Source organism: Streptomyces sp. NPDC056161 (genome assembly GCF_042268025.1).
Taxonomy (GTDB): domain Bacteria; phylum Actinomycetota; class Actinomycetes; order Streptomycetales; family Streptomycetaceae; genus Streptomyces.
Genome location: NZ_JBHJUV010000018.1, coordinates 23180 through 47697, shown reverse-complemented (window position 1 = coordinate 47697; position 24518 = coordinate 23180). Strand labels below are relative to the sequence as shown.

Here is a 24518-nt window from a genome sequence, read left to right as displayed (position 1 = left end):
CCCGGCCGACGCCACCGCAGAACCACTCGCTGTAGTCGTCACCGGGGCTCGGCGCGGGCCGGTCGATCGAGGTCGGTGCGTACGTGCGCACGCAGCCCTTGCAGGCCGAACAGGATGAGGAGTTCGACCGCTGCGCCGTCGGCGCTGCCCAGCCAGTGCGGCAAGGACGTGTCGAACTCGGCCGCCTCACCGGGCGGCAGGGTCAGGTCACGCTCGCCGGTCACGAGCCGCAGGCGACCGTTGAGCACGTAGAGCCATTCGAAGCCCTCATGGGTCTGCGGGGTGGGTTCAAGCGGTTCCGGCCGGGCGGGGATGATCATCTTGAAGGCGTGCACCCCGCCCGGTCGCCGGGACAGCGGCACGAAGGTCATTCCGTACCGCCGGATCGGCTTGAGGTGGATCCGGGGGTCGCCGGTGCGCGGGGCACCGACGAGGTCGTCCAGCGGAACGTCGTAGATGCGGGCCAGCGGCAACAGCAGTTCCAGGCTCGGCCGGCGCTGTCCGCTCTCCAGCCGGGACAGCGTGCTCCCCGACACCCCGGTCGTCGCAGCGAGGTCGGCGAGGGTGATGCCGCGGTCACGACGCAGCGCACGCAGGCGCGGCCCCACCGCGTCGAGCACGTCGTCGTCTGTCCTGGGGTCCATGCGGTCCATGCGGTCCATGCGGTCCATCTTGCCGTTACCGCAAGATTTCGTGCCAGGTCGTGGGGCGCCTGGTGAGACTGGGCGCCCGCCTGCGACAAGGAGTCCTGATGAGCACCACCGATGCGGTCACGTTCTGGGACGGCATGTATGCCGCCCGGCCGCCGGCCGGCGACCCGCGGCCGAATGCCCGCCTCACCGAGACGGTGACGGGTCTGCCGCCCGGCGACGCGCTGGACCTCGGATGCGGTGGCGGCGGCGACGCCCTGTGGCTCGCCGGTCAGGGGTGGCAGGTCACCGCCGCCGACATCTCGGCCGTGGCGGTCGAGCGGCTCACCGCCCTCGCCCGCTCACACGGCCTGGGCGACCGCGTCACCGCCGTGCGGTGCGATTTGCAGGAGTCCTTCCCGCCCGGCGAATTCGACCTGATCTGCGCCCACTACCTGCATACCCCCCCATGACCTGGACCGGTCGGCGGTCCTGCGCGCGGCCGCGCACGCGCTGCGCCCCGGCGGGCGGCTGCTGGTCGTCGACCACGGCTCGACCGCTCCGTGGTCGTGGCAGCAGGAGCCCGATGCGCACGGTCCGAGCCCGCGGGAAGTCGCCGCCGGTATCGGCCTGGCCCCGGAGTCATGGACGGTCGAGCGGGCCGACGCACTCCGCCGGGTCGCGACCGGACCGGGCGGGCGCACCGCCGAGGTCACCGACCATGTCCTCCTCATCCGCCGCGCCATCTGACTGGTGGCCGGCACCGCCCCCGACGAAGGAAGGCGACCACCGTTGCCCAGCACCACGCACCGCGACCGCCGCGGCGACACCCCGCCGCCCCGGACCGGCAGCAGCGAGACGGAGGTCCTGCGCGGATTCCTCGACTACCTCCGGACTTCGATCGCCGCGAAGGTCGACGGCGCTCCCGAGCCGCAGGTCCGAACAGCCGCGGTGCCCTCGGGCACGAACCTGCTCGGGCTGCTCAACCACCTGACGTTCGTCGAGCGCGCCTTGTTCCTCGGGGACGGCGTCACCGACTGGCAGGCCACGTTCCGGGCCGCACCGGCGGACAGCGTGGCCGATGTCGTAGCCCGCTACCGCAAGGCGGTCGAGCAGGCGAACGACGTTCTCGACGGGTGCACCGATCTCGACGCACCGGTCCCCAAACCGCGGCCGGGACGCCCCGCTCCCAGCGTCCGCTGGGCACTGACCCACATGATCGAGGAGACCGGCCGGCACGCCGGCCACGCGGACATCCTCCGCGAACTGATCGACGGTTCGACCGGTCGTTGATCCGCCGTGATCCGCCTTCGCCGCCGGGCGGGTTGAGGGGCTCGGCAGACGGGCGGCGGAGGCGGCGACGGCCGGGTGATCCGGGCCGAAGACGGTGCGCCGACCGACGAACTCGTAGGGGTCGGTCGAAGAGGGCCGGTGGCCTCCTCGCCGACCGGACACCCGACGGCGTCACGGGGAGGTGGTGCGGCGGGCGTAGGCACGGGCGGCGCGGGCGCGGTCGCCACAGCGGACGGAGCACCAGTGCCGGCGGCCGTGGCGGAGCAGGTAGCGGTTGCAGGGGGCTGAGCCGCAGGCGGTGAGGCGGTCCGCGTCGGGACTGGTGAGCAGGTCGGCGGCATCCGCGGCCAGGGTGGCCAGCGCATGGTCCACGATCGCGGTGGTCGGATGGGGGGCGGCGCGGTACGGACCCGTCTTGGCGTCCCAGTGCAGCAGAGGTGTGGTGGGGACCCGGGTCATCGCGTCGTTCACGGCCCTGACCGCGGCGGGGACGGCGGGCACCGCATCGGCGCGGGAGGCGAACAGCGACCTGATCTGTTCTCGCAGCGAGCGCAGTTGTGTCGCGCACATCTCCCGCATGCCGGCGTCGACCGGGGCGAGACCGCGTTCCGTCAGCCAGTGGTTGGCGTCCCGGGGCGTACCCAGGAGATCGACCATGTGTCCGCCGGGCAGCGCGATCGCACTGTTGACAAGAGCGAGAGAGAGATGTGCCGCCTCGCCCTGTGCGGGCGGCAGGTGGGACTGTCCAGTCATGGGCTCCGTCACGGGTTTCTTCACGGGTTCCTTCGCTTTCCTCATGGTACGGCTTGCACATGTCCGTGAGAAGCGACTACGGTCGCCTCACGGTTCAATGTAATTCTTCCGTGAGGTGTTTCGTGTCTTCCCTCCCAACAACGTCCGAGCGGTTCCCTGTCCGTGTCCTGGGTGGCCCTACCGCCCTCTTCGAGTACGGCGGCCTTCGGTTCCTGACCGACCCGACTTTCGACGGCCCCGGCGACTACGGCCGACCCGGCCGCCCGGTCCTGACCAAGACCGCCCCTGCCGCCTGCACACCCGCTGATCTCGGCCGTATCGACGTGGTCCTGCTCTCGCACGACGAACATGCCGACAACCTCGACATCTCCGGCCGAGCCCTGCTCGCCGGCGTCCCCCTCACCCTGACCACACCGAGCGGCGGTGAACGCCTGCGGGAAAGTCTGCGGGAGAAGGCCAGGGGTCTGGCCGACTGGGAGTCCGTCGAACTGGACCACCCCGGCGGCGGCACCGTCACCGTGACCGGTGTCCCCGCCGTCCACGGCCCCGGCTCCCGGGAGGAGGTCGAGCCGGTCACCGGCGAGGTCGTCGGCTTCGTGTTGACCGGCGAGGGCCTGCCCACGGTCTACGCCAGCGGTGACAACGCCTCCCTCGACGCGGTCCGGGAGATCGCCGACCGCTTCGCTCCCGTCGACACCGCTCTCCTCTTCGCCGGCGCCCCCCGCTTCCCCGTTCTCTTCGACAACCAGCTGATCGTCCTGGACAGCGCCCAGGCCGCCGAGGCCGCCCGGATCCTCGGCGCCCGCCGCGTAGTTCCCGTCCACTACGACGGCTGGGCCCATTTCAGCGAGGGCCGCGAGGAGTTGGAAGCAGCTTTCACCAGCGCCGATCTGGCCGAGCGTCTGGACTGGGGTCGGCAGGACTGACCACTGACGCCCGCGGCGCCGATCCCGGGGCGAGCCGGCGAATGACGTCGAGGGTGCCGCCGTCAGGAGGTGCGGTCATGACCATGGTGGCCTGGTCGTCGTGGGCGGAGTGAAGCACCTGCCAGTCCAGGGAGAACCGTCCCGCTTCGGGATGCCGGAGAGTCTTGGTGCCGAAGGTCTGGTGACTGACACTGCGCGACGCCCACCAGGTGCGGAAATCACGGTCGCGGAGGGAGAGTTCGCCGATCAGCTCCGCCAGACGCGGTTCACCGGCACCGTCGCCGAGCGCGGCACGGAAGAACCCGACGCAGGTACGGGCGAGAGGCGGCCAGTCCACGTAGCATCCGCGCAGGTGTGCGTCCAGGAACAGCATGCGCATGAAATTGCGCTCGCGGCGCGGGACGGCGGCGAAGTCCGTGAGCACCGCGGAGGCCGGCGGGTCCCAGTCGGGGCTCATGCCGCACGTCTTCTTCGACAACTTCTCCGGGATTCTTGCGGCCAAATACCCGCCGATAAATGTGCGACGACATCGCCGTCGAAGCTCTCTGCACACCGGTGGGCACATACCGGCACCGAGGCGGTCGACAGGGATCCATCCATCGCCCCGATAACACCATATGAGGTATATATGGGGTCAAGGTGTGGCGAAAGGTGGTCCATGCAACTTTTTCGGCGGCGAACATCAGCCCGGGAAGAGAGTGAGCGTGGCGACTCATGTCCGGCATCGCAGGCCGGGTCTCCCTCGGTCCTGATCCCCACACGGCGGCGGACACCCAGGACGGCCAGGACGGCCAGGCACGCGGTCGTGACCCGGCACCGGCGCGTCCGCGCGCACAGCACACCGGACGACAGGCGTGAACCAAGGCAGTTGACGGCCGACGCCCCGCGGTGCGGGCTGGCCGGCCAGGCACGGGGCTGCCTCGCGGACGACCGCCGACCCACCCCCGACAGCCCGGACCTGGAGTAGGAAACCATGTCGTGGGCAGCCGTGGACGAGGCCCTGCTGCATGTCGTGCGATGCACCCACGCACACGTGGGGGCCGTCTATCTGCTCGACGACCACGAGCAGGTGCTCCGGATGTCCGTGGTGACCGGCGTGTCGAGCCGGATCGCGCAGCCCTGGTCGCGGGTGGCCTGGGCGGCGCCGGTACCGGTCGCGGAAGCGGCCCGGGAGAACCGCATGATGTGGCTGCCCAGCCACCGGGACATCATCAGACGGTATCCGCGGACCGGCACCGCCTTCCCCTACGACGTCGCCATGTGCGTGGCGCCCGTCGCCATGGCCGGCACCGTCCTGGGCGTCGTCCTGCTGCTCTGGCCAGGCACCCGCCCGTCCGAACTGTCGGCCGACGAGACGCGCGAGATAGCCGGCGCCGGGCACGCGGTCGCCGCGGTGCTCACCCGGGCGCGTGCGGCGGGCAGCCCCGTCGAGGCCCCCGAGCGGGTACGTACCGTGCAACCGCCGCTCCCCCGGGCCGAGCAGGGAAGGCCCGCGGCCACCGCCCTGGTCGAGCGTCTGGCGGAGGGGCTGTGCGCGCTGGACCTCGAAGGGCGCATCACCTTCCTCAACGGTGCGGCCCGGCGTCTGCTCGGACCGCGCGGCGCGGACGGCGAGGACCTGATCGGCTCCCGCCCCTGGAAGGCACTGCCCTGGCTGTGCGACCCGGCCTACGAGAACGCCTACCTGTCGGCGCTCTTCAGCAGGCTGCCCACGTCCTTCACCGCCCTGCGCCCACCGGACCGGTGGCTGCACTTCCAACTCTTCCCGGACGCCACCGGAGTCAGCGTGCGCGTCGTCGCCTCCGACCCTCCCAAGGAGGACAGGGGCACGCCCGTCACGCCGCCACCGCCGGCGGCCACCGGGGCGGCCGCACTCTTCTACCTGCTGCACCTGTCGTCGGCGATCACCTCGGCCATCGACGTCTCGGACGTACTGTCCGCCGTGACGGACCAGATCATGCCCGTCATCAACGCGCAGGGCATGGCCATGATGACGTGGGACGAGGGCAGGCTGAACGTCCTGTGCTCGCACGGCTTCCCGCCGGGAGTGGACAGCTACTTCCACGGCAGTCTGACGTCGCTGCGCAGCGCGAGTGTGCTGGCGATGGAGACGGGCCTGCCCGCCTTCTACCCGAGCAACGAGATGTTGCAGCGCCGCTACCCGCACGTCCCGCTGTACCGCGAGATGAGCGCCTTCTGCTACCTCCCGCTCGTCGTGTCGGGCCGGGTGTTCGGCTGCTGCGTGCTCGGCTACGACCGGCCGCGCCCCTTCCCCCCGGAGGAGCGCGCGGCCCTGACCTCGCTGGGCGGAATGATCGCGCAGGCACTGGCGCGCGCCCGGCTGTACGACACGACCAACCGCGTCGCCCGCGGTCTCCAGGCGGCCCTCCTCCCGCAGGAACTGCCGCGGGTCACCGGTTTCGACGTCGCGGCCAGGTATCTGCCCGCCACCCGCGGGATGGACATCGGCGGCGACTTCTACGACCTCATCCGCGTCCGAGAGGACACCGTCGTCGCGGTGATCGGCGATGTCCAGGGCCACAACGTGAGCGCGGCCGCCCTGATGGGGCAGATCCGTACGACCGTGCGGACGCACGCCGTCTCGGGCGCACCACCGGACGAGGTGCTCCGCCGCACCAACCAACTCCTCGTCGACCTCGACAGCACCCTCTTCGCGAGTTGCCTGTGCGCCGAGATCAACCTGCCGAGCGGGAAGGTGCGCGTGGCGACGGCAGGCCACCTGCCGCCGGTGCTCTGCCACGCCGACCGCTCGACGGACATCGCCGAGACAGTTCCCGGGCTGCTGCTCGGCATCGTCCCGGACTCCGTGTACGACACGAGCGACGTCACGCTGACACCCGGGGACCTGCTGGTGCTGTTCACCGACGGCCTGGTCGAGAGACCTGACCTCGACCTGGACGTCGCGATCGGCCTTCTCGCACGCCAGTTGGCGGGCATCGAAGGCGGCGAGTTGTCGGGCATCGACGACGTCCCCCTGGACGCGCTGGCCGACGCCCTCATGACGTGGGGGCGGCGCACCGGCCAGGGGTACGACGACATCGCGCTGCTCCTCCTGCGCGAGTCCCCGGCGGTGACGCACGCGCCATGCTGACCCGCACGACCGAGTCATCACCCGACGGCGAGGTCTTGGCCCAGTACGGCAGTCTCTGACGCAGGGTCCGCACCGGGTGCGGGCGCCCACGTGCCCTGGCCGCCTGGCCGGCCGAAAAAGTCGGTGGCCCACCGGTTGCCGGCTCCTGCCACTCCGCTCGCCCCGGCCGACGGCGGCGGGGGTGCCCGAACCACTTTCCGTGCGCCGAAGCCGACGCCATCGGCACCACCAAGGCCCTCGCCTCGGCCAAGGCCGACGGCGGCGGTGACGACCTGTCACTCACCCTCGACCCGGCCACCAGCGCCGAGGGCGCGTATCCGATCCCCCTCGTCAGCTACGGAGTCGTCTGTGACAAGGGCAATGATCCCGCCACGCTGAAGACACTCCGGGCTTTCCTGTCGTACGCGACGAGTGCCGCGGGCCAGTCGGCGGCCACCGGCCAAGGCTACGCGCTGCTCCCGGACGCGCTCGTCGAACGCGTCCGCAACACCGTCCGGGCCCTCGGCTGAACCGTGGGACGCGTGCACGGCAACCGGGTCGGAACACGTCTTCGCCGCCCACTGGGCATGGAGCACGGGGTACGCGTCCGGAAAGACCTCTGATTAATTCACTGGCACCGAGCGCGAAGCCGTTGTTACGGTGACGGCGTTCTTCCCGTCCGCTCCGGGCGAATGCGCCCTAGAAAAGAGATTTTGTGCCCCGGCCCGCGCCGAGCGCGCTTCGCTGCACCGCGTAACGTCCGTCTGCCCGAGACCGTCCGCCCCGCGGACGGCGACCGGACGTGAGTTTCCGGTGCCCCGACTCGGCCCACCCCTCGGCGCCCACCGGCAGGCCGGGGCCGGTGAGGCCGCTGTCTTCCGTCGAGGCCGCTCGGCCTGCTCTTGCTGTCATCGCAGACTTCTCAGCAAGGAGCACCCCGGGTGTCCAAACCCCACAAGACGTCGTCGAACACCCCGCACAACACGTTCAAGGTCGACACCTTCGCCTGCGCGTGGTGCGGCCTGACCGTGTCCACCTACACGGGCGACGGCACACTGCGCAATCACTGTCCGTCGTGCCTGCACTCCCAGCACGTCCATGATCAGGTCGAGGGCGGCGCAGGCGACTGCCACGGCCGGATGTCGCCGATCGCCATCGCCGTACTGCGCACCGGCGACTGGATGGTCGTCCACCGCTGCGTGCGCTGCGACGAGTTGACGTCCAACCCCGTCCGCGCAGACGACAACCAGCTCATCCTGATGCGCATGGCAGTACGGCCGTTGGCGCAGCCGCCGTTCCCACTCGAAGCGTTCGGCACCCTGTGAACCACTTCCGGAAGGGGAGGAACTGACCGTGCCCAGACGCAAGAACCCACGCGGGCGCGCGCCGGGGACGCGGCGGCCGCAGCGGCACAAGGACGTGCTCCACAGCCAGGGCGGGCACCGGGCGAACGACTTCCGGTGCGCGAACTGCCGGCTGGACGTGTCCCCGGACGCGCCCGGCACCACCCACCGCAACCACTGCCCGAACTGTCTGACCAGCCTGCATGTGGACCGACGCGTCCCTGGCGATCGAGCCGCGGACTGCCGTGGCCGGATGGAGGCGTTGAGCATGTCGGTACGGGCGGACGGCGAATGGATGATCATCCACCAGTGCCGGTCCTGCGGCAGGCTCAGCGCCAACCGCATCGCGGGCGACGACAACGCTCTGGCCCTGGTACGCCTGGCACTCAAGCCCCTCAGGAACACCGGCATCGCCCATCGCATACTGCTCAGCCTGTGACCTCGGTCCGATGACCGGGTGCGGGGTGGCGGCCCCTCGGCACGGCCCGCCGCCCCGCGCCCCGGTGGGCCGGGCGGCTGCTGCTTGCGGACCGTCAGGGTGCCCGGTCACCGCACGGTCAGCCAGTGCCGTTGGAACACTCCCTTCCGGCACGCCCGACGCGAGGAGCCGAGGGCGAGCGGCGGCCCGACCGCGTGTCCCCGAGCCGGAATCCGGGCGCTCGCACAGGGCGGTGCCAGCGGGCGATGTCCGCCTTCCGTAAGGATTCGGACGTTCCGCTTCGCCCGTGCGACGGCTGTGATGGAAGGCATGAAACCGCGTTTTCATTCGCTCCGTCCGCCCGTGTTCAAGGGGCGGTTGCACGATGCCAGAACGGCGACCTCGATCGGGCGGTGGCTGGGCCTGGCCTTCGTGGTGTGCTTCGTGACCGGCCTGATCAGCCACTTCCTCCAGCATCCCCCGAATTGGCTGGCCAATGAGCTGCCGAGCCGTCCGGTGTGGGGTTACCGGCTCACCCAGGGCCTGCACGTCGCCTCCGGCACAGCCGCGATTCCCCTGCTGCTGGCCAAACTGTGGGCGGTGTACCCGCGGCTGTTCACCTGGCCACCGGTGCGTTCGGTGCGGCACGCGCTGGAGCGGCTGTCGATCGCCCTGCTGGTGGCAGGAGCGGTGTTCGAGCTGGTCACCGGGCTGTTGAACACCACACAGTGGTATCCGTGGCCGTTCTCCTTCGTGCCGGTGCACTACGCCGTGGCCTGGCTGGTGGCCGGCTCGCTGCTGCTGCACGTCGCGGTCAAGGCGCCCGAGATCAAGGCGCACTGGAGCCGGCGTTCGCCCGGAACGCTCGCCCTGCCCGCCGAGGGCGCGCTCGACCGGCGCTCGCTGCTGACGGCGGTGGCCACGGCGGTCGGCGCGGTCACGGTGACCACCGTCGGCCAGTCCTTCACCCCGCTCAAGGACGTCGATCTGCTCGCGCCCCGGCAGCCTGACCACGGCCCGCAGGGCCTGCCGGTCAACCGGACGGCGGCCGCGGCCGGCGTCGGCCGGATCCCCGATGACGCCTACCGGCTGACGGTGGAGGGGCCGCGGCCCTACACGCTGACGCTGGCAGACCTGCGCGGTCTGCCGCAGCACGAGGTGGAACTGCCGATCGCCTGCGTGGAGGGCTGGAGCAAGTCGGCGCACTGGACCGGTGTGCGCGTGACGGATCTGCTGGAGCGGGCGGGTGCCCCGTCGCACGCGCGTGTGCGGGTGGTGTCCTTGCAACTCCGCGGTGGCTACCGGGTCTCCGAGATGAGCCACGAGCAGGCCCGCGACCCTCTCACCCTGCTCGCACTGCACCTCAACGGTGCGGAACTCACTCCCGACCACGGCTATCCGACCCGCCTCATCGCCCCGAACCGGCCCGGTGTGCTGCAGACCAAGTGGGTCGGCCGACTGGAGGTGCTGTCATGAAACCGGACCTTGCGAAGGTAAGCCGTGCGCGGCCGAACCCGGTGCAGGTGAGTGTGGCCCGGATCCTGGCCGGCGCGGCCGGGCTCGCGCTGCTGGGCTGGGGCGTGTCCCTGCTGCTGGACGTACCCGACCTGACGGGCGTCCTGGTCTGGCTGGGCGGGGCTCTGGTCCTGCACGACGTGCTCATCGCGCCGCTGGTGCTGCTCGCCGGGCTGGTCCTGGTGCGTGGTGGCGTGCGCGGTCCGGTCCGCGGGGCGCTGCTGGTCGCGGGTGCGCTGACGGCCGTGGCCCTGCCGGTGCTGCTGCGTCCGGGCCCCCGGGCCAACCCCTCGGTCCTGCCACTGGGCTATCCCCGCAACTGGCTGCTCACGCTGGTGGGGGTGGTCACGGTCACCGCGCTGGTGCTCGCCGTGCGGGGATTCAGCCGGCACCGGCGCCGTCCGCCGTCCTGAAGTCCGCCGATGACCGCGGCGTCCCGCTCCGACCGTTCCCCCTCGGCCCCGCCGGCGGCTCCACCCGACGGCTCCACCCGAAGGCCCCGCGGCACGTTCGGCATCCCCGGCTGCGCCCAGGTCCGCGCTCCGGTCAGCCCTCTGGTCCGCGCCTCGGTCCGTACTGCGGTCCGCGCACGGGCCCGCGCCTCGGTCCGTGCGCCGCCGACGCGGGCGGCCTCGCGGCCGGGCGCCATCGGGCCCGCACTGATCCGCCTTACGTACCCGTGACGTTCCGGCGAGGCCCGCCCGTGTACGCCGGACCGGGCCCTACCGTCGACACCATGCTGATCCTGGTCACGGGAGGTGCGGGCTTCATCGGTTCGCACCTCGTCACCGTCCTCACCGGCGCCGGGCACGAGGTGCGTGTGCTCGACGCCCTGCTGCCCGCCGCGCACCGCACCGCACCGCCGATCCCCGAAGGGGTGGACTGGCGGCACGCTGACGTCCGCGACGCGCGGGCCGTCGCCGACGCCCTGCGTGGCGTCGACGCCGTATGCCATCAGGCCGCGATGGTCGGGCTCGGCAGACACTTCGCGGACGCACCCGACTACGTCAGCTGCAACGACCTCGGCACCGCCGTGCTGCTGGCCGGCATGGCCGACGCCAGGGTGCGCCGCCTGGTACTGGCGAGTTCGATGGTGGTCTACGGCGAAGGACGCTACGAATGCGCCCGCCACGGTGTGGTGCGGCCGGGGCCGCGCCGGATGGACGACCTGGAGTCGGGCCGCTTCGAGCCGCCCTGCTCCCGGTGTGGCGAAGCGCTCACCGCGGGGCTGGTCGAGGAGGACGCGCCCGTCGACCCGCGCAACGTGTACGCGGCCACCAAGCTCACCCAGGAGCACCTCGCCGCCGCATGGGCGCGGGCGGCCGGCGGGCGGGTCGTGGCGTTGCGCTACCACAATGTCTACGGACCCGGGATGCCCCGGGACACCCCGTACGCCGGGGTCGCCTCCCTGTTCCGCTCCGCACTCGCGCGGGGCGAGTCGCCGCGGGTGTTCGAGGACGGACGGCAGCGGCGGGACTTCGTCCACGTCCGGGACGTCGCCGAGGCCAACGCGGCGGCCCTGACCGGGGTGGACGATCTTCCTGACGGGGGTTTTCGGGCGTACAACGTGGGCAGCGGCGACCCGCACACGGTGGGAGAGATGGCGGCGGCGCTCGCCGTGGCGTGCGCCGGGCCGATGCCGGTCGTGACGGGTGACTTCCGGCTCGGCGACGTCCGGCACATCACCGCTTCCTCCGAACGGTTGCGCGGCGAACTGGGCTGGAAGCCGCAGGTCGGTTTCGCGGAGGGGATGGCGGAGTTCGCGGTGGCAGCGCTGCGCGCCGGATGACCCGCCGTCACATGCCTGCACCCGGTGCACCGCAGCACCGGTACCGGCGACGACCCGGCCGCCCCGGTCACCCGCTGCCCCGCCGCGTCGTCACCGGCGGGCGCCCGCTGACCGAGACCGGTCCGCACGGCGTGGACCGCCTCCTCACCGTCCGTTTCGAGGACGCGCACGCGCACGGCGGCCCACGCCACCCCTTCGCCCCTCTGCGCACCACCTGAGGGCGGTACACCCGCACTCCCCGGAAAGTCAAGGGATCGATCCGCCATGACACAGGCCGTCACCTCGCGCTGGTCGCGTCCCGGACGGGCCGAACCCCCGCCCGGGACGCCGGCCGCGGAGCCCGCGGGCGACGGCGCCGGTCGTGCGCGTACGCGTGTCGCCGTCACCGTGGTACTCCTCGCCGCGCTCACCGCGGTCGTCGCCGACACCGTCCGGGCCGGCGACAACCAGAGCGATCCCGGCCGTGTCCTGGCCGGCTACGCCGTGGCCTGGACACTGTTCGCCGCCGCCGCATGGGCCGTACGCAAGGTTCCGGTGCGGGCGGCGACCGTCCTGGTCCTGGCGGGTGCGGCGGCCGTCGCCGGCGCCGCCCTCGCGGCCCCGCCCCGCACCAGCGACGACATGTTCCGCTACGCCTGGGACGGTCGTGTCCAGGCCGCCGGTGTCTCCCCCTACGCCTACCCGCCCGCGGCTGAGCAACTCGCCCCGCTGCGCGACGACTGGCTCTTCCCCGCCCACGGCTCCTGCACGGGCTGGGGTCTGCACCGGACCGACACCGGCCTGTGCGTCCGAATCAACCGCCCTGCGGTGCCCACCATCTACCCGCCCGTCGCCGAGGGCTGGTTCCTCGCCGTCCACGTCCTCTCCCCGCCCGGCAGCCGTCACAAGCCGCTCCAGATCGGCGGCGCCGCCCTGGCGTTCGGGACCACCGTCGCCCTGCTCGGCGTGTTGCGCCGACGGGGCGATCCGCGGCGGGCCCCGGCCCGGGCCGCGCTGTGGGCCTGGTGCCCGGCTGTCGCCTTCGAAGCGGTCGACGACGCGCACATCGACACCCTCGGTGTCCTGCTCACGGTCCTCGCCCTGGGCACCGCGACCGCCGGGGCCCGGCGCGGCGCACTCCTGGGAGCCGCGATCGCCGTGAAGCTGCTGCCCGTCCTCGCCCTGCCCGGCGCGCTGTCCGGCCGGCGCGGCCCGCTGCACGTCCTCCGGGTGGCGACCGCGGCCGCCGCGACGGTCGTGCTCGCCTATCTGCCCTACGTCATCGCCTCCGGCAGCGGCGTGCTCGGCTACCTGCCCGGCTATCTCCAGGAGGAGGGCTACGAACCAGGCCAGGTACGGCGTTTCGCGCTGCTGCGTCTGCTGCTCCCGGACACCGCCGCGGGTGTGGCCGCGGTCGTCCTGCTCGCCCTGACCGCGCTCCTCGTATGGCGGCGGGGGACCCCGCTCGCCCCTGGCGCGGCGCGCTGCTGCTCACCGGTACCGCCCTGTTGCTGATCTCGCCCAGCTACCCCTGGTACTCCCTGCTCGTCGTCGCGCTCGTCGCACTGGACGGCCGCTGGGAGTGGCTGGCGGTCACCCTGGCCGGGACCGTCCTCTACCTGTCCGGCCGACTGCTTCCGGGCTTCCCCCTCCAGGCTTGGGCGTACGGCGTGGCGGCCGCGGTCGTCGTGCTCGCCGCCTGCCTGCGCGCCGCCCGGACCCGGCGGGAACGGGGTGGTGCCCGCGGGGCGGACCGCGGCGGATCGGCGCCCCGGTGGCCCGCCGGTGCGGTCTCAGGGCCGGTGGGAGCGCAGGTGGGCGAGGGCCATGGTCAGGGCGTCCTGGAGCGGGGTGATGTCACGGCGCAGGTGGGCCAGCATCAGTCCGCCCTGAAGGGCCGCCATGGTGGCGGCGGCAAGGCGGGCGGGATCGGCGTCGGCGCGCAGTAGGCCGCGTTCGCGCAGCCGGTCCAGGCCGCCCGCCAGGAAGGACTCCCAGGTGCGGAAGGCGGCGTCGAGTTCCTGGTGCAGGCCGGGGTCGTCGTCGAGTTCGCCGGCCAGGCTGCCGAGGGGGCAGGCTGCCGTGCCCGCGGGCCCGGATTGCAGGGCGAGCAGATCGGCTGCCCAGCCGTCGAAGTCCGCCCAGCTCTGCAAATGCTCCAGGCGGGGCTGGTTGGCCAGGATCCCCCGAAGTTGGTGGTCGATGACCGCGGCGACGAGTTCCTGCTTGCCACCGAAGTAGTGGTACAGCTGCGACTTGCCCGCGCCACAGGCGTTCAGTACGTCGTCCAGGCTGGTGGCGGCCACCCCGCGCTCATACATCAGTTGCCCGGCGGCGGCCACGATCGCCGCTCTGGTGCGCCGTCCCTGCTCGGTACTCGGCTCGCGCCGACGCATTGCCCTGCTGTCCTTGGTCACCCTCACAGTCTGTACTGTATAGTCCAACGACTGTACCGATTAGTACACGACTGTGATCGGGGTGTGCCGCATGAGCGCAGACGGGCTGAACGTCCAGTTGGACGAGTTGAAAGCGCAGATCAAGACCAATGCTCCGGCCGAGGTCTTCGACACCTTCGCGGAGGAGCAACGGACTCTCGTCTCCTCCGCGGACCCGTCCGGCTTCGTGCAGGCCGGCGACAGGGTGGAGCCGTTCACCCTTCCCGACGCCGACGGAACGCCGGTCGAGCTGAGCCGGCTGCTGGCCGCGGGACCCGTCGTCATCGTCTTCTACCGCGGGGGATGGTGCCCCTACTGCAATCTGACCTTGCGTGCCTACCAGCGCGAACTGCTGCCGGAACTGGAGCGGCTGGGCGCCGCCCTGGTCGCGATCAGCCCGCAGACCCCCGACGGTTCGCTCAGCGTCAAGGAGACCGCCGAGCTGACCTTCACGGTGCTCTCCGACGTCGGCAACAAAGTCGCCCGAGCGCTCGGCATCACCCACCGGCCCTCGGCCGAGACCCGCGCGACGTCGCAGGCCCTGGGCAACGACCTCGGCGAGGTCAACGGCACCGGCGAGTGGGAACTCCCCCACCCGACCGTGCTGGTCCTCGACCGGGACGGCAGCGTCGCCTTCGCCGACGTACACCCCGACTACACCAGCCGCACCGAGCCCGCCGCGATCCTGACCGCGGTCCGCGCGGTCGTCTGAACGAATCGTCCGGCGTCGTCGCCCCGCACCCCGGGAGATGTTCCGCAGGCAACTGACGGGCCGCAAAGCCCTGATCACCGGAGCCGGCAGCGGTATCGGCCGCACGCCGGCCCTCCGGCCGGCCGACCCCGGCGGTGTCCTCCAGGGACTGACGGGCCCACGTGCCCCTCGGCCCGCGCCGCTGTCCGGTCGGGACACCCGGACGGCGGTACCCGGCGGGACGCCGTCCAGGGCATCCGGCCGCTGTCCGACCGGGTCGTACGTGCCCTTCCCTTGCCTGCCGCCCAGCCTGATCCCCTGTTTGAGGACCGACGGGTCACGAAGCCGTAAGGCCGTCGCGGGCGGCCGGGTACGTCCACCCGTCATACGGTTCCGATATGAAGCACCGTTTCCTTGTCCCGGGCGCCATCGCCCTGGTCGCGCCGCTGGCGACCACCGCGTGCTCGTCATCCTCGTCCTCCGGGCCCGCCCTGTCGACGTCGTCGCCGTCCGCCGTGGTCTCCCGGGCCACGGCGGTGCCCACCGGTCCCTTCGCCCTCGGCCGGGGCGAGGGTTTCGACGCCTCGGGCGCGTTCCTCTCCCTGATGACCTGTGACAGCCCCCACGACTTCTCCCCGGCGCTCACGTTCAAGAACGTCCCCGTCGGGACCGCCGAACTCGCCCTGTCCATGGTCGACCTGAACAACCACAAGATCCACTGGTTGCAGGTCGGTCTCCCCGCGACGGCACCGGGAACGAAGGCCCACATCCTGACGCCCGGTGCCCGGGAACTCCTGAACGACCTCGGCGAGGCGACGTACGACGGCCCCTGCCCGCCCACAGGTCAGACGCACCGGTACCAGCTGACGCTGTACGCGCTCCGCACCCCGCTGCCGGCGTCCTTCGGCCGGGACACCGCGCCGAGCCAGGCCCTTGAGCAACTACGGAGTCACGCCGATGCCACCGCGGTGCTGGTCGCCCCCTACACCCGGAAATGACCGCGGCGGCGGTTCACGCAGGCGGAATCAGCACCCTCGGCCGACACCCCGACACCCCGACACCCGACACCCCGACACACCGACCCCCCGACACACTGACGGCCTCGGCGGTCGGACCGCGGAACGCGGTCAGCGGCCGGCCGGTCGTCACGGTGTGCTGCCCGGTGTGGGGCGTGTCGTGCGGGTGGGGGGGCGGGTGGTTTTCCGGGTCCGGCGGAGTTTGAGGGCGAAGGCGAGCGCCGAGGCGAGGAAGAGTACGGCGGTGATGGCGAGCCACCGGCCGAGGTAGACGTCCGCTGACAGGCGGGTGGCGCCGGGGTAGGGGACCGACAGGTCGAGGATGAGGGGGAACCAGACCAGCAGGAGGACGCCGGAGAGAAAGGCGGGGACACGCAGGTAGTTGACCCACGGCACCTGCGGCCCGGGGGTGGTCCGGTGGCGCAGCACGGAACTCGCCGAGCGGTCGGCCACCGAGTAGAGGGGCAGCAGGATCAGGTCGTGGAGGATGGCCGCGCCGACGATCCAGAGGGCGACCTCCAGGGGGCGGACGGCGAACAGGCGGACCATGGCGTAGCCGGTGATGGCGAAGGAGGCGGCCAGGGCGAGCAGGTGCAGGGGGCCGGCGCCGTACCAGCGGGTGAGGTGTGCCCTGCGGGTGGGGTGTGCCATGGTCAGGTCCTGAAGGTGAGCCGGTGCACCCATTTGGTGTTGTTCACGCCGGGGTTGGCCGGGACGATGATGCGGGCGGGAAAGCCGTGGTCGAGGGAGAGGTCCGCGCCGTTGACGTGCAGGGCGAGCAGGGAGCGCGGGTCGTGGATCTGGTTGTGGCGCAGGAGTACCGAGGTGTAGGGGCCGGGTGGCTGGACGGACTCGACCAGGACGCTTGCGGCGCCCGGGATTCCGGCGATGGCGGCGAGGTCGGTCAGGCGCAGGCCGCTCCAGTGCTGGTCGGTGGTGGACCATCCCTCCACGCAGGCGATGGGCAGGGCGGCGGTGTGCTGGGGCAGGGCGAGGAGCTGTGCGCGGGTGAAGACGCGGGTGGGGCCGGGGCCGTGGATCTCCAGGCGCCAGTCGGGGCCGACGTGGGCGGGGGTGACGCCGACGGACGCGGCCGTCTTGTTGATCTGGAAGCCGTTGGGTCCGCTGCCCGGGGTGCGGTTGTGCGGTGCGAGCAGCGCGGTGTAGCGCAGCCAGCCGCCGATGCTCTGGCCCGCGGTGACCACGAGGAGGAGCAGTGATCCGCCTCCCACCATGGCCAGTGCGCCGCGCCGGGTCATCGTGGGCGGTGCGGGCGCAGGTGGGACCAGGCCGTCGGGGTCGGGGGGCTCGGGCTGTGTGTGGGCGAGGTCGGTGCGCAGTTCGGCGGTCAGGCTGCGCGAGCGCAGGGCGCGGGTCATCCGGCCGAGCCGGAGGCCGACGTGGAGGAGGAAGGCGGCGATGAACACCCAGGCACCGTAGAAGTGCAGAGTGTAGAAGGAGCCGGGGAAGACGTAGTAGAGCTGGATGTTGAGGATGCCGGTGGCGAACTCGAAGATCGCCCCGCCGACCAGCAGGAGCAGGGACAGGCGCTCCAGTCCGTGGGCGACGGTGCGGACGGGCGGCCACTCGAACAGTTTGGGGATCACCGACCACAGCTTGGCCAGCAGCACCGGCACCAGGACCACGCCGAGCGTGACGTGCACGCCCTGGGTCAGCCGGTAGAGCCAGTACGGATGCGTGGGCCAGTGGAAGAGGTAGAAGCCCAGCAGGCCCTTGTCCGGGGTCTGGTCGTTGATACGGCCCAGTCCCGGGTTGTAGGAGGCGTAGGAGAGCATGCCCGTGACGAACAGCACCGGGACACCGATCAGCAGGACCAGGCCGAACACGGACGTCAGCCAGGGCCCCCGCAGGGGACTGCGCCAGAAATCCGGACGGAACGCCCCCGGTGGCGCCGGAACCCGTACGACCCGACCCGCGAGAGCCCGGACACGAGCAGCGGCACTGCCCACACCCGCCGCCACGGCAGCACCGGCACGCCCGACACGCCCACGCACCCGGTCGTGGTCCCCGGCCGGGCCCCGTGACCCGCCGGAACCCCGGCCGTCCGGCCGTCCGCCCCTGTCCATCCACTGCCTCCTTCCACCTCCGGCCCGTTCCTCGGCAGCCGCCCGGAACCCACATCCACCACGACGGGCGAGGGTCCGCAGACCCATCGGGAAGCCAGCTACAACCTGACACGGAACAAGCCGCGACGCCGTACCGGACGGGCATGCGGGTGCACGCTGCCAGCCGAGCGGCTGATCCGCTCCGCACCATGGAGTCCCCCGCGACGGCTCAGCCCACGGCGCGGCGCCTCCGTCGGGCCCGTACCGCGGAGCCCTGGTGCCCGAGCCGGCCGGCGTCCTCCCTCAGGCGCCGACCGGCCGCCGGTCTCCGCCGCCGCGCGCCCGCACCCGGACGAGCGCACCGGCGAACACCGTCAGGGCGGCCGACCCGTACGCGACGGCCTGGACGTGGTTCCAGCGGAAAGCGTCCGCGATGTACAGCACGGTGCTCGCGACGGTGACGGTGAGCCACTCCCCCCGTCCGCCCATGGCCACGAGGGCCACGACGAGCAGTGCGTACCAGTAGTAGCCGGGCGAGGTGAGCAGCAGCGCGATGCCCGTGACCAGCAGCGCGCCGTGCCACGGTCGCTGTGGATCGCCGCGCCGCAGGACGTACCAGGCGCTGAGCGCGACCAGTGCGACGGCGGCCGGAGCGGCCCACTGGTTCGGCAGCACCAGTCGGAGCAACGCGAACCGGTCGATGTCGGCCGACTCGTAGCCCTCTTCCCGTAGATAGCCGGGGAGGTAACCCAGGACCGCGGAACCGGATGCCAGCACGTAGGGGAGATAGACGAGCACCACGACGCCGACGGCCGCGAACAGCACGCCCGCCGTCCTGCGCAGCGCGGCACGGGGGGCGAGGCCCTGGGCCAGTACCCCCGACAGCGCGCCCGGAAGGCTGAGCACAGGCAGCAGTTTGACGGCGATGGCCGCGCCGAGCAGCGCTCCACGGCGTGTTCCCGTGGCCGTACCGAGGGCGGCGACCGTGAGCAGCACTCCGAGGGTGTCCACATGGGCGTCGTTGACCGCGGCGAACAGCACCGCCGGACACCACGCCCACAACGCCACCCGCCGTAGGTCGCCACCCGTCCGCCGCCGCACCAGCAGCAGGGCGACTGTCGTGGCGACGGCAAGCAGCGCCCCCGCGAGTTGCAGCGGCTTGTGCCGCCCGCCGGCCGGGGAGACGGCGTGCACCAGCAGGAACCATCCCTCGGCGACGGGCGGATAGATCGTGCGTGCGGACGGCCTGTTGATGTGTGTGCACCCGCCCGGCACCGGGTGGAGGTCCCACGCACGGCACTCGGTCCGGGCGGGAAAGAGCCACGGATCACGCAGCCGGGCGAGCTGTGGCGCGTCCGGGGGGTAGGCGTACGGGGAGATTCCGGCGGCCTGTACGGTGCCGTCCCACGCGTAGCGGTACATGTCGTCGCTGGTGCGTGGCGGAGCCGAGAGCGCCGCTGCGCACAGGGCGATCCCGCCGGCCAGGATCAGCGTCACGGCGGCGCGCACCGGCACCCGGCGCACGGCCCACGCCGCGCCGGCGAACAGTGCCCACGCGGTGGCGTACCAGTACAGGAGCGCGGTCGGCCGGCCGAGATCACCGCCCGTGCGGACGGTCGCGGCGACGACTGCCGTGAGGGCGGCGAGAAGCGTCGTGGCGCAGAGCGTGCGTACTCCCACATCCGCCACAGTGGCAGTCGCGAACGTCCCGGCCGGACTCGCCGCGCCGGACCCCCCGGATCCGGCCGCGGCCTCGAAGGGGCGACCGTACGGTCATGGAGGGCCGTCCTCCTGCGCCTTCAACGCTTCGCCCGTGAGGCGCCCGCCCCTCCATTACGTCGTAATAGCCGTGGGCCGTCCGGGATTTGAGGTCGGCCGGAGTCTCGCGTTCGCGCCTGCGACCGGATGACACCGCCCCGGCGGGTGGTGGGGCCAGACACGCCCGACGCCGGCCTTGCGGGCCGTCCCGTACCGGACGGTTACCGTGAGAACGTGGTCAGTCGCGACGCCGAACGCCGTGGGCGGGTGCGTCGGCTGGGGTACGGCGCCGCCGCGGGTGTCTTCGCCGTCGGGATGATGGGCACCACCCTGCCGACGCCCCTGTACGAGCTGTACCGCCGTCAGATCGGCTTCTCCGAGCTGATCGTGACGGTGGTCTTCGCCGTCTACGCGGTGGGGGTCATCACCGCGCTGCTGGTCGCCGGTGACTTCTCCGACGTGCTGGGACGGCGCCCGATGCTGTTCTGCGCGCTCGGCCTGTCCGCGCTGAGCGCGGTGTGCTTCCTGTGCGAGGGCGGCCTGCCCCTGCTGTTCGCCGGGCGGGTCCTGTCGGGGTTCTCCGCCGGTCTGTTCAGCGGCGCCGGCACCGCTGCCGTCCTGGAACTGGCGCCTGAAGCACGCCGCGCACGCGCCGCGTTCGCAGCGACCGCCGCCAACATGGGCGGGCTCGGACTCGGCCCCCTCGTGTCCGGTCTCCTCGCCGAGTACGCGCCCTGGCCGCTCAAGCTGCCCTTCCTCCTCCACCTGGTTCTCCTGGCGTCGGCTGCGGCGGCCACCTGTCTGCTCCCGGAGACCGTGCGCCGCACCGTCCCACGGCCCCCGCTGCGGCCGCAGGGCATGACGGTCCCGCCCGAAGTGCGCGGCGTGTTCACGCCGAGTGCCCTCGCGGCCTTCGCCGGCTTCTCGCTGCTCGGTCTGTTCACCGCGGTCGCTCCGGACTTTCTCGCCCGGACGCTGGGCGAGCACAATCTGGCGGTGGTCGGCGCCGTCGTCTTCTCCGTGTTCTGCGCCTCCACCGGCGGGCAGTTGCTCATGGGCCGTGTCGGCCTGCGCAGGGCCCTGCCGCTGGGGTGCCTGGTGCTCGTCGCGGGCCTGCTCCTCGTCGGAGCCTCGCTGCTGCTGGCGTCCTTGCCGGTGCTCCTCGTGGGCGCCCTGACCGGCGGCGTGGGGCAGGGCCTGGCATTCCGTGCGGGCCTGACCGAGGTGGGCTCCGCGGCTCCGGACGCCCGCCGGGGCGCCACCATCTCTGCGTTCTTCGTGGTCGCCTATGTGGGGATCTCCGTGCCCGTGGTCGGGGTCGGCGCCCTGGCGGTGGCGCTGGGGGTGCGGGGCGCCGGCCTGGTGTTCACGGGGTGCGCGGTCCTCGGCGTCTGCGGGGTGTGCGCCGGCCTGTGGCGCCGGTTCACCGCGGCTGCCTGAGAGGGCACGGCAGGCACGGTCCGGCCGGAACGATCGTCTGCGGCGTCAGGCATCATCGTCGTGCCTGTCGCATGCGCCCGTTCACGGGCAGGGGGATCGTCGGGGGTACCGCACTGTGCTGGAGTACGTGGAACGTGAAAGAGTCACTGTCACTCCGGTCCGGCGAATTGGCTCGGGCAGGCCGTTCCTGATCGTCCCGGCGCCATCGCCGACACCGCCGCACGGCAACCGGTCGTGACGGCGCTGGACGTGCCCGGAACGGTCCGAACGTCGACAAGGGGGCGTCTGCCACGGTGATGCCCGCGCTTCTGTGCCGCTTTCCCGAGCGGCGCTCGCCGGGCCAGTCATACAATACCCGACGTACGGTTTGTTTTTAGCCGATCGGCCTGACCGGTCATCAGGCCGACATGTCCTGGGGAAACAGGGAATCACCACGATGGCACAACAGGAACGAGCGATCGCCACGCGACGGAGACTGCTGATGGGGGCGGCCGAAGTCTTCGACGAACGCGGCTACGCGGCCGCGAGCATCAACGAGATCCAGGAGCGCAGCGGCATCACCAAGGGTGCCATGTACTTCCACTTCAAGTCGAAGGCGGAGATCGCGAACACCGTCATGGCCGCGCAGACCGAGATCCCGCTGGAGGTGCGCAGTCCGTCCGGATCGCCGCTGCAACAGGTGATCGACTTCACGCACGTACTGGCGCACCGGCTGCGCACGGACGTCCTGTTCCGGGCCAGCATCCGGCTCACGGTGGAGCAGGGGACCTTCCAGTCCGACGACTCGGACATGTACGACTGGTGGCTGCTCGCCTTCACCCGCGATCTGACCCGTGCCCAGGGCGCGGGAGAACTGCGCGAAGAGATGTCTCCCGAGGACGTGGCGGCCAGCGTGGTGGGCTCCTTCACCGGCATCCAGATGCTCTCCCACGTCACCTGTGGCCGTCGTGACCTCCATCAGCGCCTGGCCTGCTGGTGGCAGCAGATCCTCCCCGGCATCGCGATGCCGGACGCCGCGGCCGAAGCCCGGCCGGCCGGGTCGCCGGAACTCGACCTGTCCTACGAGACCTGACCGCTGTGCGTGGCGTGAGCCCGGCGTGCCGCGCCGGGCCCCCTTCCCCGTCCCCCGGGCGGCCGTTCACCCCGCCTTCGCGGCGCGCAACGTGTAGACGAGTGGGACGCGTTGCCCGGCGGGGTGCCGGAAGTGGCCGTGGTCGTGTTCGTGCAGGAACTCCAGGCGGAGCCCGGCGGCGGCCAGGGCACTGACCACCTCACCGATGCCGTGCTGCCATTCGACGGTCAGGCTCGCGGTCATCGGCGCACCGGTGTCGGCATAGGTACCGGGTGCGTCCTCGACGACCGGGGCGCGGCGGAAGTAGTCGCCCTCGACGGTGCGGCCGTCCTCGGCGAGGATGTCGGCCACCGGATGGAACTCGGCCAGGTAGAGGAAGCCGCCCGGGGCGAGGAGTTCGGCGACTGTCCGTGCCCACCGCTCGATGTCCGGAAGCCAGCACAGCGCGCCGAAACCGGTGTAGACGACGTCGAAGGTCCGGCCGTCGAGTGCCTGGACGGCGTCGTACACGTCGGCGGTGACGAAGCGGGCGTCGGCGACGCCGATCCGCGCGGCGAGGCCGGCGGCCGTCTCCATGGCGGGCTCGGAGAAGTCGACACCGGTGACGGTGGCTCCGCGCCGGGCCCAGGACAGGGTGTCGAGCCCGATGTGGCACTGCAGGTGGAGCAGGGTCCGGCCGCTCACGTCGCCGACCTCGTCGAGTTCGAAGTCCCGCAGTGTGTCCTTGCCCGCGACGAAACCGGGCAGGTCGTAGAAGGGGCCCGCGACATGGATCGGGACGCGTTCGTCCCAGTTGGCGCGATTCGCCGCGCGCCAGTCGGCCTCTTCCGGGGTCGTCGTCATGACGTTCAACGCTAGCCAGACGCAGGAAGGTGATCAATCCATTTGAGCGCCACCGCACGGATCCGGGCTCCGGAGGAGCGGGGAGGGGCCGCGCTTCGACGGCGGCCCCGTCCTTCGTCCAAGGGCTCGTACCGCAGGCATGGACGGCGTCGCCGAGCCCGCGGCGTGCCATGTCGGCGAGCCCGTCGGCTCGTGGGCGACGTCGCTCACGGATCCGTCCGACGAGCCACCGGCCGTGGTCGGTTGCCGGTCACCGTGACAGGTCCGGCATTCCGCGGACGGGTCTCCTATCCACCCAACTGCCCGAGGATGCCGGTGAGTTCACGGACGCGGGGATGGTTGGGGCCATACGTGCTCCGGTAGCCCTCGATCGCGTCGCGCAGCAGTGGCACCGCCTCCGCGTTGCGGCCCTGGTTGGCCTTCATCGCCGCGAGGTCGACCTGCACCCCGAGGGTCTTGGCGTGCCGCGGGCCGTGCGCCCGCCGGTACCCCGCGAGCACCTCGGCGATCAGCGCCTCCGCTTCGCCGACGCGGCCGAGCCGGTTCAGGACGACGGCGTAGTTGTGCCGGGCGGTCAAGGTGTCCGGATCCCGGTCGCCCTTCAGCCGTGACCGGATCTCGACCAGTTCCCCGTACATCGTCAGCGCCTCGGCGTGTCTGCCCTGGTGGATGAGGACGGCGGCGAGGTTGTGCCGTACGGCCAGGGCCTGGTCGCTGTCGGCGACGGTGTCGGCCAGCATCGCCCGGTACATGCGCTCGGCCTCGGCGAGCCGGTCGGGCGAGCCGCGTAGCGCGCCCGCCAGGGTGTTCCTGCTGCTGAGGGTGTCGGGGTGGGTGGCACCGAGGGCGCGGGTACGGCGGGCGACGGTGTCCCGCATCAGCCCTTCCGCCTCCTCCCTGCGCCCGAGGTCGAGCAGGACGTTGCCCAGGTTCGTCGCGATCGACAGGGTCTGGACGTCGTCCTGGCCGCGCAGCCGCTCCCACCCGGCCAGCGCCTCCCGCAACCGCTGCTCGGCGACCACGAGTTGGCCGCCCTCCTGTAGGAGCCGGGTGAGGTCGTTCAGCGCCAGGAGTCTGTTCTCCTCGTCCCTCGCGCGGGCGGCGACCAGCCAGTTCAGCAGTTCGACGGCGTCGGTCAGCCGACCGGGCTCCCGGCCCACGGCCACCGCGTGCACGTGGAGCGCGTGCAGTGTCTCCGGGTGCTCCAGGCCGAGTTCCTCACGCTTGCGCTCGAACTCCAGGCCGGAGGCGAACTCCTGGGTCACCGACAGCTTGACGTGGACCAGCGGTACGTCACCCGGCCGCTCCGTCATCTTGATCTCGGCACTGCCGAAGTCACCGACGAAGTGGTCGGTGACCTCGGGCTGGTTCTTCTTCGTCTTCTTCCTGCCCAGAACGCCACCCCACCAGTTTGGCCGACATGCCGCGCCGGTGCCCATGGGTTCGACGTTCACGTGGCTT

At 71.9% G+C, this 24518-nt stretch carries 23 protein-coding genes and 2 pseudogenes; 16 read left to right on the top strand and 9 right to left on the bottom strand.

Translation table 11 applies throughout. The features are described from left to right. Positions 1-38: 38 nt before the first annotated feature. Positions 39-644, bottom strand: a complete 606-nt coding sequence (locus ACFC09_RS18595; protein WP_376529582.1) for a helix-turn-helix domain-containing protein — start codon at positions 642-644, stop codon at positions 39-41. A 107-nt stretch (positions 645-751) separates the two neighbouring features. On the opposite strand from ACFC09_RS18595, the pseudogene ACFC09_RS18590 reads away from it, so the two are divergent. Next, positions 752-1379, top strand: a pseudogene (locus ACFC09_RS18590) (SAM-dependent methyltransferase). A gap of 42 nt (positions 1380-1421) precedes the next feature. After that, positions 1422-1922 carry a DinB family protein gene (locus ACFC09_RS18585; protein WP_376529304.1) on the top strand — a complete coding sequence of 167 codons (501 nt, stop codon included), beginning with the start codon at positions 1422-1424 and terminating at the stop codon, positions 1920-1922. 171 nt (positions 1923-2093) lie between these two features. Here ACFC09_RS18585 and ACFC09_RS18580 read toward each other — a convergent pair whose 3' ends face one another. After that, on the bottom strand, positions 2094-2675 hold the full coding sequence (locus tag ACFC09_RS18580) for an ABATE domain-containing protein (protein WP_376529301.1): 582 nt from the start codon (positions 2673-2675) through the stop codon (positions 2094-2096). Between the two features lie 122 nt (positions 2676-2797). Between ACFC09_RS18580 and ACFC09_RS18575 the strand changes: the two genes are divergently transcribed. Next, positions 2798-3601 carry an MBL fold metallo-hydrolase gene (locus ACFC09_RS18575; protein WP_376529298.1) on the top strand — a complete coding sequence of 268 codons (804 nt, stop codon included), beginning with the start codon at positions 2798-2800 and terminating at the stop codon, positions 3599-3601. On the opposite strand, the gene ACFC09_RS18570 is transcribed toward ACFC09_RS18575, so the two are convergent. After that, positions 3552-4058, bottom strand: coding sequence for a hypothetical protein (locus ACFC09_RS18570; RefSeq protein ID WP_376529294.1), 507 nt, complete (start codon positions 4056-4058; stop codon positions 3552-3554). The two genes, ACFC09_RS18575 and ACFC09_RS18570, sit on opposite strands and share 50 nt — an antisense overlap. Before the next feature lie 257 nt (positions 4059-4315). Here ACFC09_RS18570 and ACFC09_RS18565 point away from each other — a divergent pair, with 257 nt between their 5' ends. The 9 genes and pseudogenes from ACFC09_RS18565 to ACFC09_RS18525 all read left to right on the top strand — a co-directional run. Continuing rightward, the gene (locus ACFC09_RS18565; protein WP_376529291.1) at positions 4316-4459 is read left to right on the top strand and encodes a hypothetical protein; all 144 of its coding nucleotides are present in this window, start codon (positions 4316-4318) and stop codon (positions 4457-4459) included. Positions 4460-4574: 115 nt separating this feature from the next. Next, positions 4575-6713 (top strand): SpoIIE family protein phosphatase, encoded by a 2139-nt coding sequence (locus ACFC09_RS18560; RefSeq protein ID WP_376529288.1) that lies wholly within the window; start codon positions 4575-4577, stop codon positions 6711-6713. A 920-nt stretch (positions 6714-7633) separates the two neighbouring features. Beyond that, on the top strand, positions 7634-8017 hold the full coding sequence (locus tag ACFC09_RS18555; RefSeq protein ID WP_376529285.1) for an RNHCP domain-containing protein: 384 nt from the start codon (positions 7634-7636) through the stop codon (positions 8015-8017). 28 nt (positions 8018-8045) lie between these two features. Next, positions 8046-8474, top strand: coding sequence for an RNHCP domain-containing protein (locus ACFC09_RS18550; protein WP_376529282.1), 429 nt, complete (start codon positions 8046-8048; stop codon positions 8472-8474). 309 nt (positions 8475-8783) lie between these two features. Continuing rightward, a complete protein-coding gene (locus tag ACFC09_RS18545; protein ID WP_376529280.1) occupies positions 8784-9929 on the top strand; it encodes a molybdopterin-dependent oxidoreductase in 1146 nt (381 codons plus the stop codon). Next, positions 9926-10381 carry a hypothetical protein gene (locus ACFC09_RS18540; protein ID WP_376529278.1) on the top strand — a complete coding sequence of 152 codons (456 nt, stop codon included), beginning with the start codon at positions 9926-9928 and terminating at the stop codon, positions 10379-10381. The genes ACFC09_RS18545 and ACFC09_RS18540 overlap by 4 nt, the downstream gene beginning before the upstream one ends. A 323-nt stretch (positions 10382-10704) precedes the next feature. Continuing rightward, positions 10705-11757 carry an NAD-dependent epimerase/dehydratase family protein gene (locus ACFC09_RS18535; RefSeq protein ID WP_376529274.1) on the top strand — a complete coding sequence of 351 codons (1053 nt, stop codon included), beginning with the start codon at positions 10705-10707 and terminating at the stop codon, positions 11755-11757. Positions 11758-11768: 11 nt separating this feature from the next. After that, the gene (locus tag ACFC09_RS18530; RefSeq protein WP_376529272.1) at positions 11769-11975 is read left to right on the top strand and encodes a hypothetical protein; all 207 of its coding nucleotides are present in this window, start codon (positions 11769-11771) and stop codon (positions 11973-11975) included. A 46-nt stretch (positions 11976-12021) separates the two neighbouring features. Next, positions 12022-13481: pseudogene (locus tag ACFC09_RS18525) on the top strand (glycosyltransferase 87 family protein); the annotation flags it as partial. 48 nt (positions 13482-13529) lie between these two features. On the opposite strand, the gene ACFC09_RS18520 reads toward ACFC09_RS18525, so the two are convergent. After that, a complete protein-coding gene (locus tag ACFC09_RS18520) occupies positions 13530-14159 on the bottom strand; it encodes a TetR/AcrR family transcriptional regulator (RefSeq protein ID WP_376529270.1) in 630 nt (209 codons plus the stop codon). Positions 14160-14223: 64 nt separating this feature from the next. On the opposite strand from ACFC09_RS18520, the gene ACFC09_RS18515 reads away from it, so the two are divergent. Then, entirely contained in the window at positions 14224-14883 is a 660-nt protein-coding gene (locus ACFC09_RS18515; RefSeq protein ID WP_376529267.1) for a peroxiredoxin-like family protein, read from the top strand. 377 nt (positions 14884-15260) lie between these two features. Then, a complete protein-coding gene (locus ACFC09_RS18510; RefSeq protein ID WP_376529264.1) occupies positions 15261-15860 on the top strand; it encodes a YbhB/YbcL family Raf kinase inhibitor-like protein in 600 nt (199 codons plus the stop codon). A gap of 147 nt (positions 15861-16007) precedes the next feature. On the opposite strand, the gene ACFC09_RS18505 is transcribed toward ACFC09_RS18510, so the two are convergent. The 3 genes from ACFC09_RS18505 to ACFC09_RS18495 form a co-directional block, all read right to left on the bottom strand. Then, the gene (locus ACFC09_RS18505) at positions 16008-16529 is read right to left on the bottom strand and encodes a hypothetical protein (protein WP_376529261.1); all 522 of its coding nucleotides are present in this window, start codon (positions 16527-16529) and stop codon (positions 16008-16010) included. 2 nt (positions 16530-16531) lie between these two features. Continuing rightward, positions 16532-17965: a molybdopterin-dependent oxidoreductase gene (locus ACFC09_RS18500; protein ID WP_376529259.1), complete on the bottom strand. Its 1434-nt coding sequence runs from the start codon at positions 17963-17965 to the stop codon at positions 16532-16534. Between the two features lie 282 nt (positions 17966-18247). After that, positions 18248-19624: a glycosyltransferase 87 family protein gene (locus ACFC09_RS18495; protein WP_376529256.1), complete on the bottom strand. Its 1377-nt coding sequence runs from the start codon at positions 19622-19624 to the stop codon at positions 18248-18250. A 393-nt stretch (positions 19625-20017) separates the two neighbouring features. Between ACFC09_RS18495 and ACFC09_RS18490 the strand changes: the two genes are divergently transcribed. Together ACFC09_RS18490 and ACFC09_RS18485 are read left to right on the top strand one after the other, a co-directional pair. After that, positions 20018-21142 carry an MFS transporter gene (locus ACFC09_RS18490; protein WP_376529578.1) on the top strand — a complete coding sequence of 375 codons (1125 nt, stop codon included), beginning with the start codon at positions 20018-20020 and terminating at the stop codon, positions 21140-21142. Between the two features lie 436 nt (positions 21143-21578). Continuing rightward, entirely contained in the window at positions 21579-22214 is a 636-nt protein-coding gene (locus tag ACFC09_RS18485; protein WP_376529253.1) for a ScbR family autoregulator-binding transcription factor, read from the top strand. Between the two features lie 66 nt (positions 22215-22280). Here ACFC09_RS18485 and ACFC09_RS18480 read toward each other — a convergent pair whose 3' ends face one another. Then, positions 22281-23057 carry a class I SAM-dependent methyltransferase gene (locus tag ACFC09_RS18480; RefSeq protein WP_376529250.1) on the bottom strand — a complete coding sequence of 259 codons (777 nt, stop codon included), beginning with the start codon at positions 23055-23057 and terminating at the stop codon, positions 22281-22283. A 287-nt stretch (positions 23058-23344) separates the two neighbouring features. Beyond that, on the bottom strand, positions 23345-24511 hold the full coding sequence (locus ACFC09_RS18475) for a tetratricopeptide repeat protein (protein ID WP_376529248.1): 1167 nt from the start codon (positions 24509-24511) through the stop codon (positions 23345-23347). Between the last annotated feature and the right edge of the window lie 7 nt (positions 24512-24518).

Bases quoted from the DNA above. Each gene is read 5' to 3' on its own strand.
- ACFC09_RS18515 (WP_376529267.1), top strand. From the start codon at position 14,224: ATGAGCGCAGACGGGCTGAACGTCCAGTTGGACGAGTTGAAAGCGCAG.
- ACFC09_RS18580 (WP_376529301.1), bottom strand. From the start codon at position 2,675: ATGACTGGACAGTCCCACCTGCCGCCCGCACAGGGCGAGGCGGCACAT.
- ACFC09_RS18540 (WP_376529278.1), top strand. From the start codon at position 9,926: ATGAAACCGGACCTTGCGAAGGTAAGCCGTGCGCGGCCGAACCCGGTG.
- ACFC09_RS18530 (WP_376529272.1), top strand. From the start codon at position 11,769: ATGCCTGCACCCGGTGCACCGCAGCACCGGTACCGGCGACGACCCGGC.
- ACFC09_RS18595 (WP_376529582.1), bottom strand. From the start codon at position 644: ATGGACCCCAGGACAGACGACGACGTGCTCGACGCGGTGGGGCCGCGC.
- ACFC09_RS18560 (WP_376529288.1), top strand. From the start codon at position 4,575: ATGTCGTGGGCAGCCGTGGACGAGGCCCTGCTGCATGTCGTGCGATGC.
- ACFC09_RS18480 (WP_376529250.1), bottom strand. From the start codon at position 23,057: ATGACGACGACCCCGGAAGAGGCCGACTGGCGCGCGGCGAATCGCGCC.
- ACFC09_RS18485 (WP_376529253.1), top strand. From the start codon at position 21,579: ATGGCACAACAGGAACGAGCGATCGCCACGCGACGGAGACTGCTGATG.
- ACFC09_RS18500 (WP_376529259.1), bottom strand. From the start codon at position 17,965: ATGGACAGGGGCGGACGGCCGGACGGCCGGGGTTCCGGCGGGTCACGG.
- ACFC09_RS18505 (WP_376529261.1), bottom strand. From the start codon at position 16,529: ATGGCACACCCCACCCGCAGGGCACACCTCACCCGCTGGTACGGCGCC.
- ACFC09_RS18570 (WP_376529294.1), bottom strand. From the start codon at position 4,058: ATGAGCCCCGACTGGGACCCGCCGGCCTCCGCGGTGCTCACGGACTTC.
- ACFC09_RS18490 (WP_376529578.1), top strand. From the start codon at position 20,018: ATGATGGGCACCACCCTGCCGACGCCCCTGTACGAGCTGTACCGCCGT.
- ACFC09_RS18510 (WP_376529264.1), top strand. From the start codon at position 15,261: ATGAAGCACCGTTTCCTTGTCCCGGGCGCCATCGCCCTGGTCGCGCCG.
- ACFC09_RS18535 (WP_376529274.1), top strand. From the start codon at position 10,705: ATGCTGATCCTGGTCACGGGAGGTGCGGGCTTCATCGGTTCGCACCTC.
- ACFC09_RS18545 (WP_376529280.1), top strand. From the start codon at position 8,784: ATGAAACCGCGTTTTCATTCGCTCCGTCCGCCCGTGTTCAAGGGGCGG.
- ACFC09_RS18565 (WP_376529291.1), top strand. From the start codon at position 4,316: ATGTCCGGCATCGCAGGCCGGGTCTCCCTCGGTCCTGATCCCCACACG.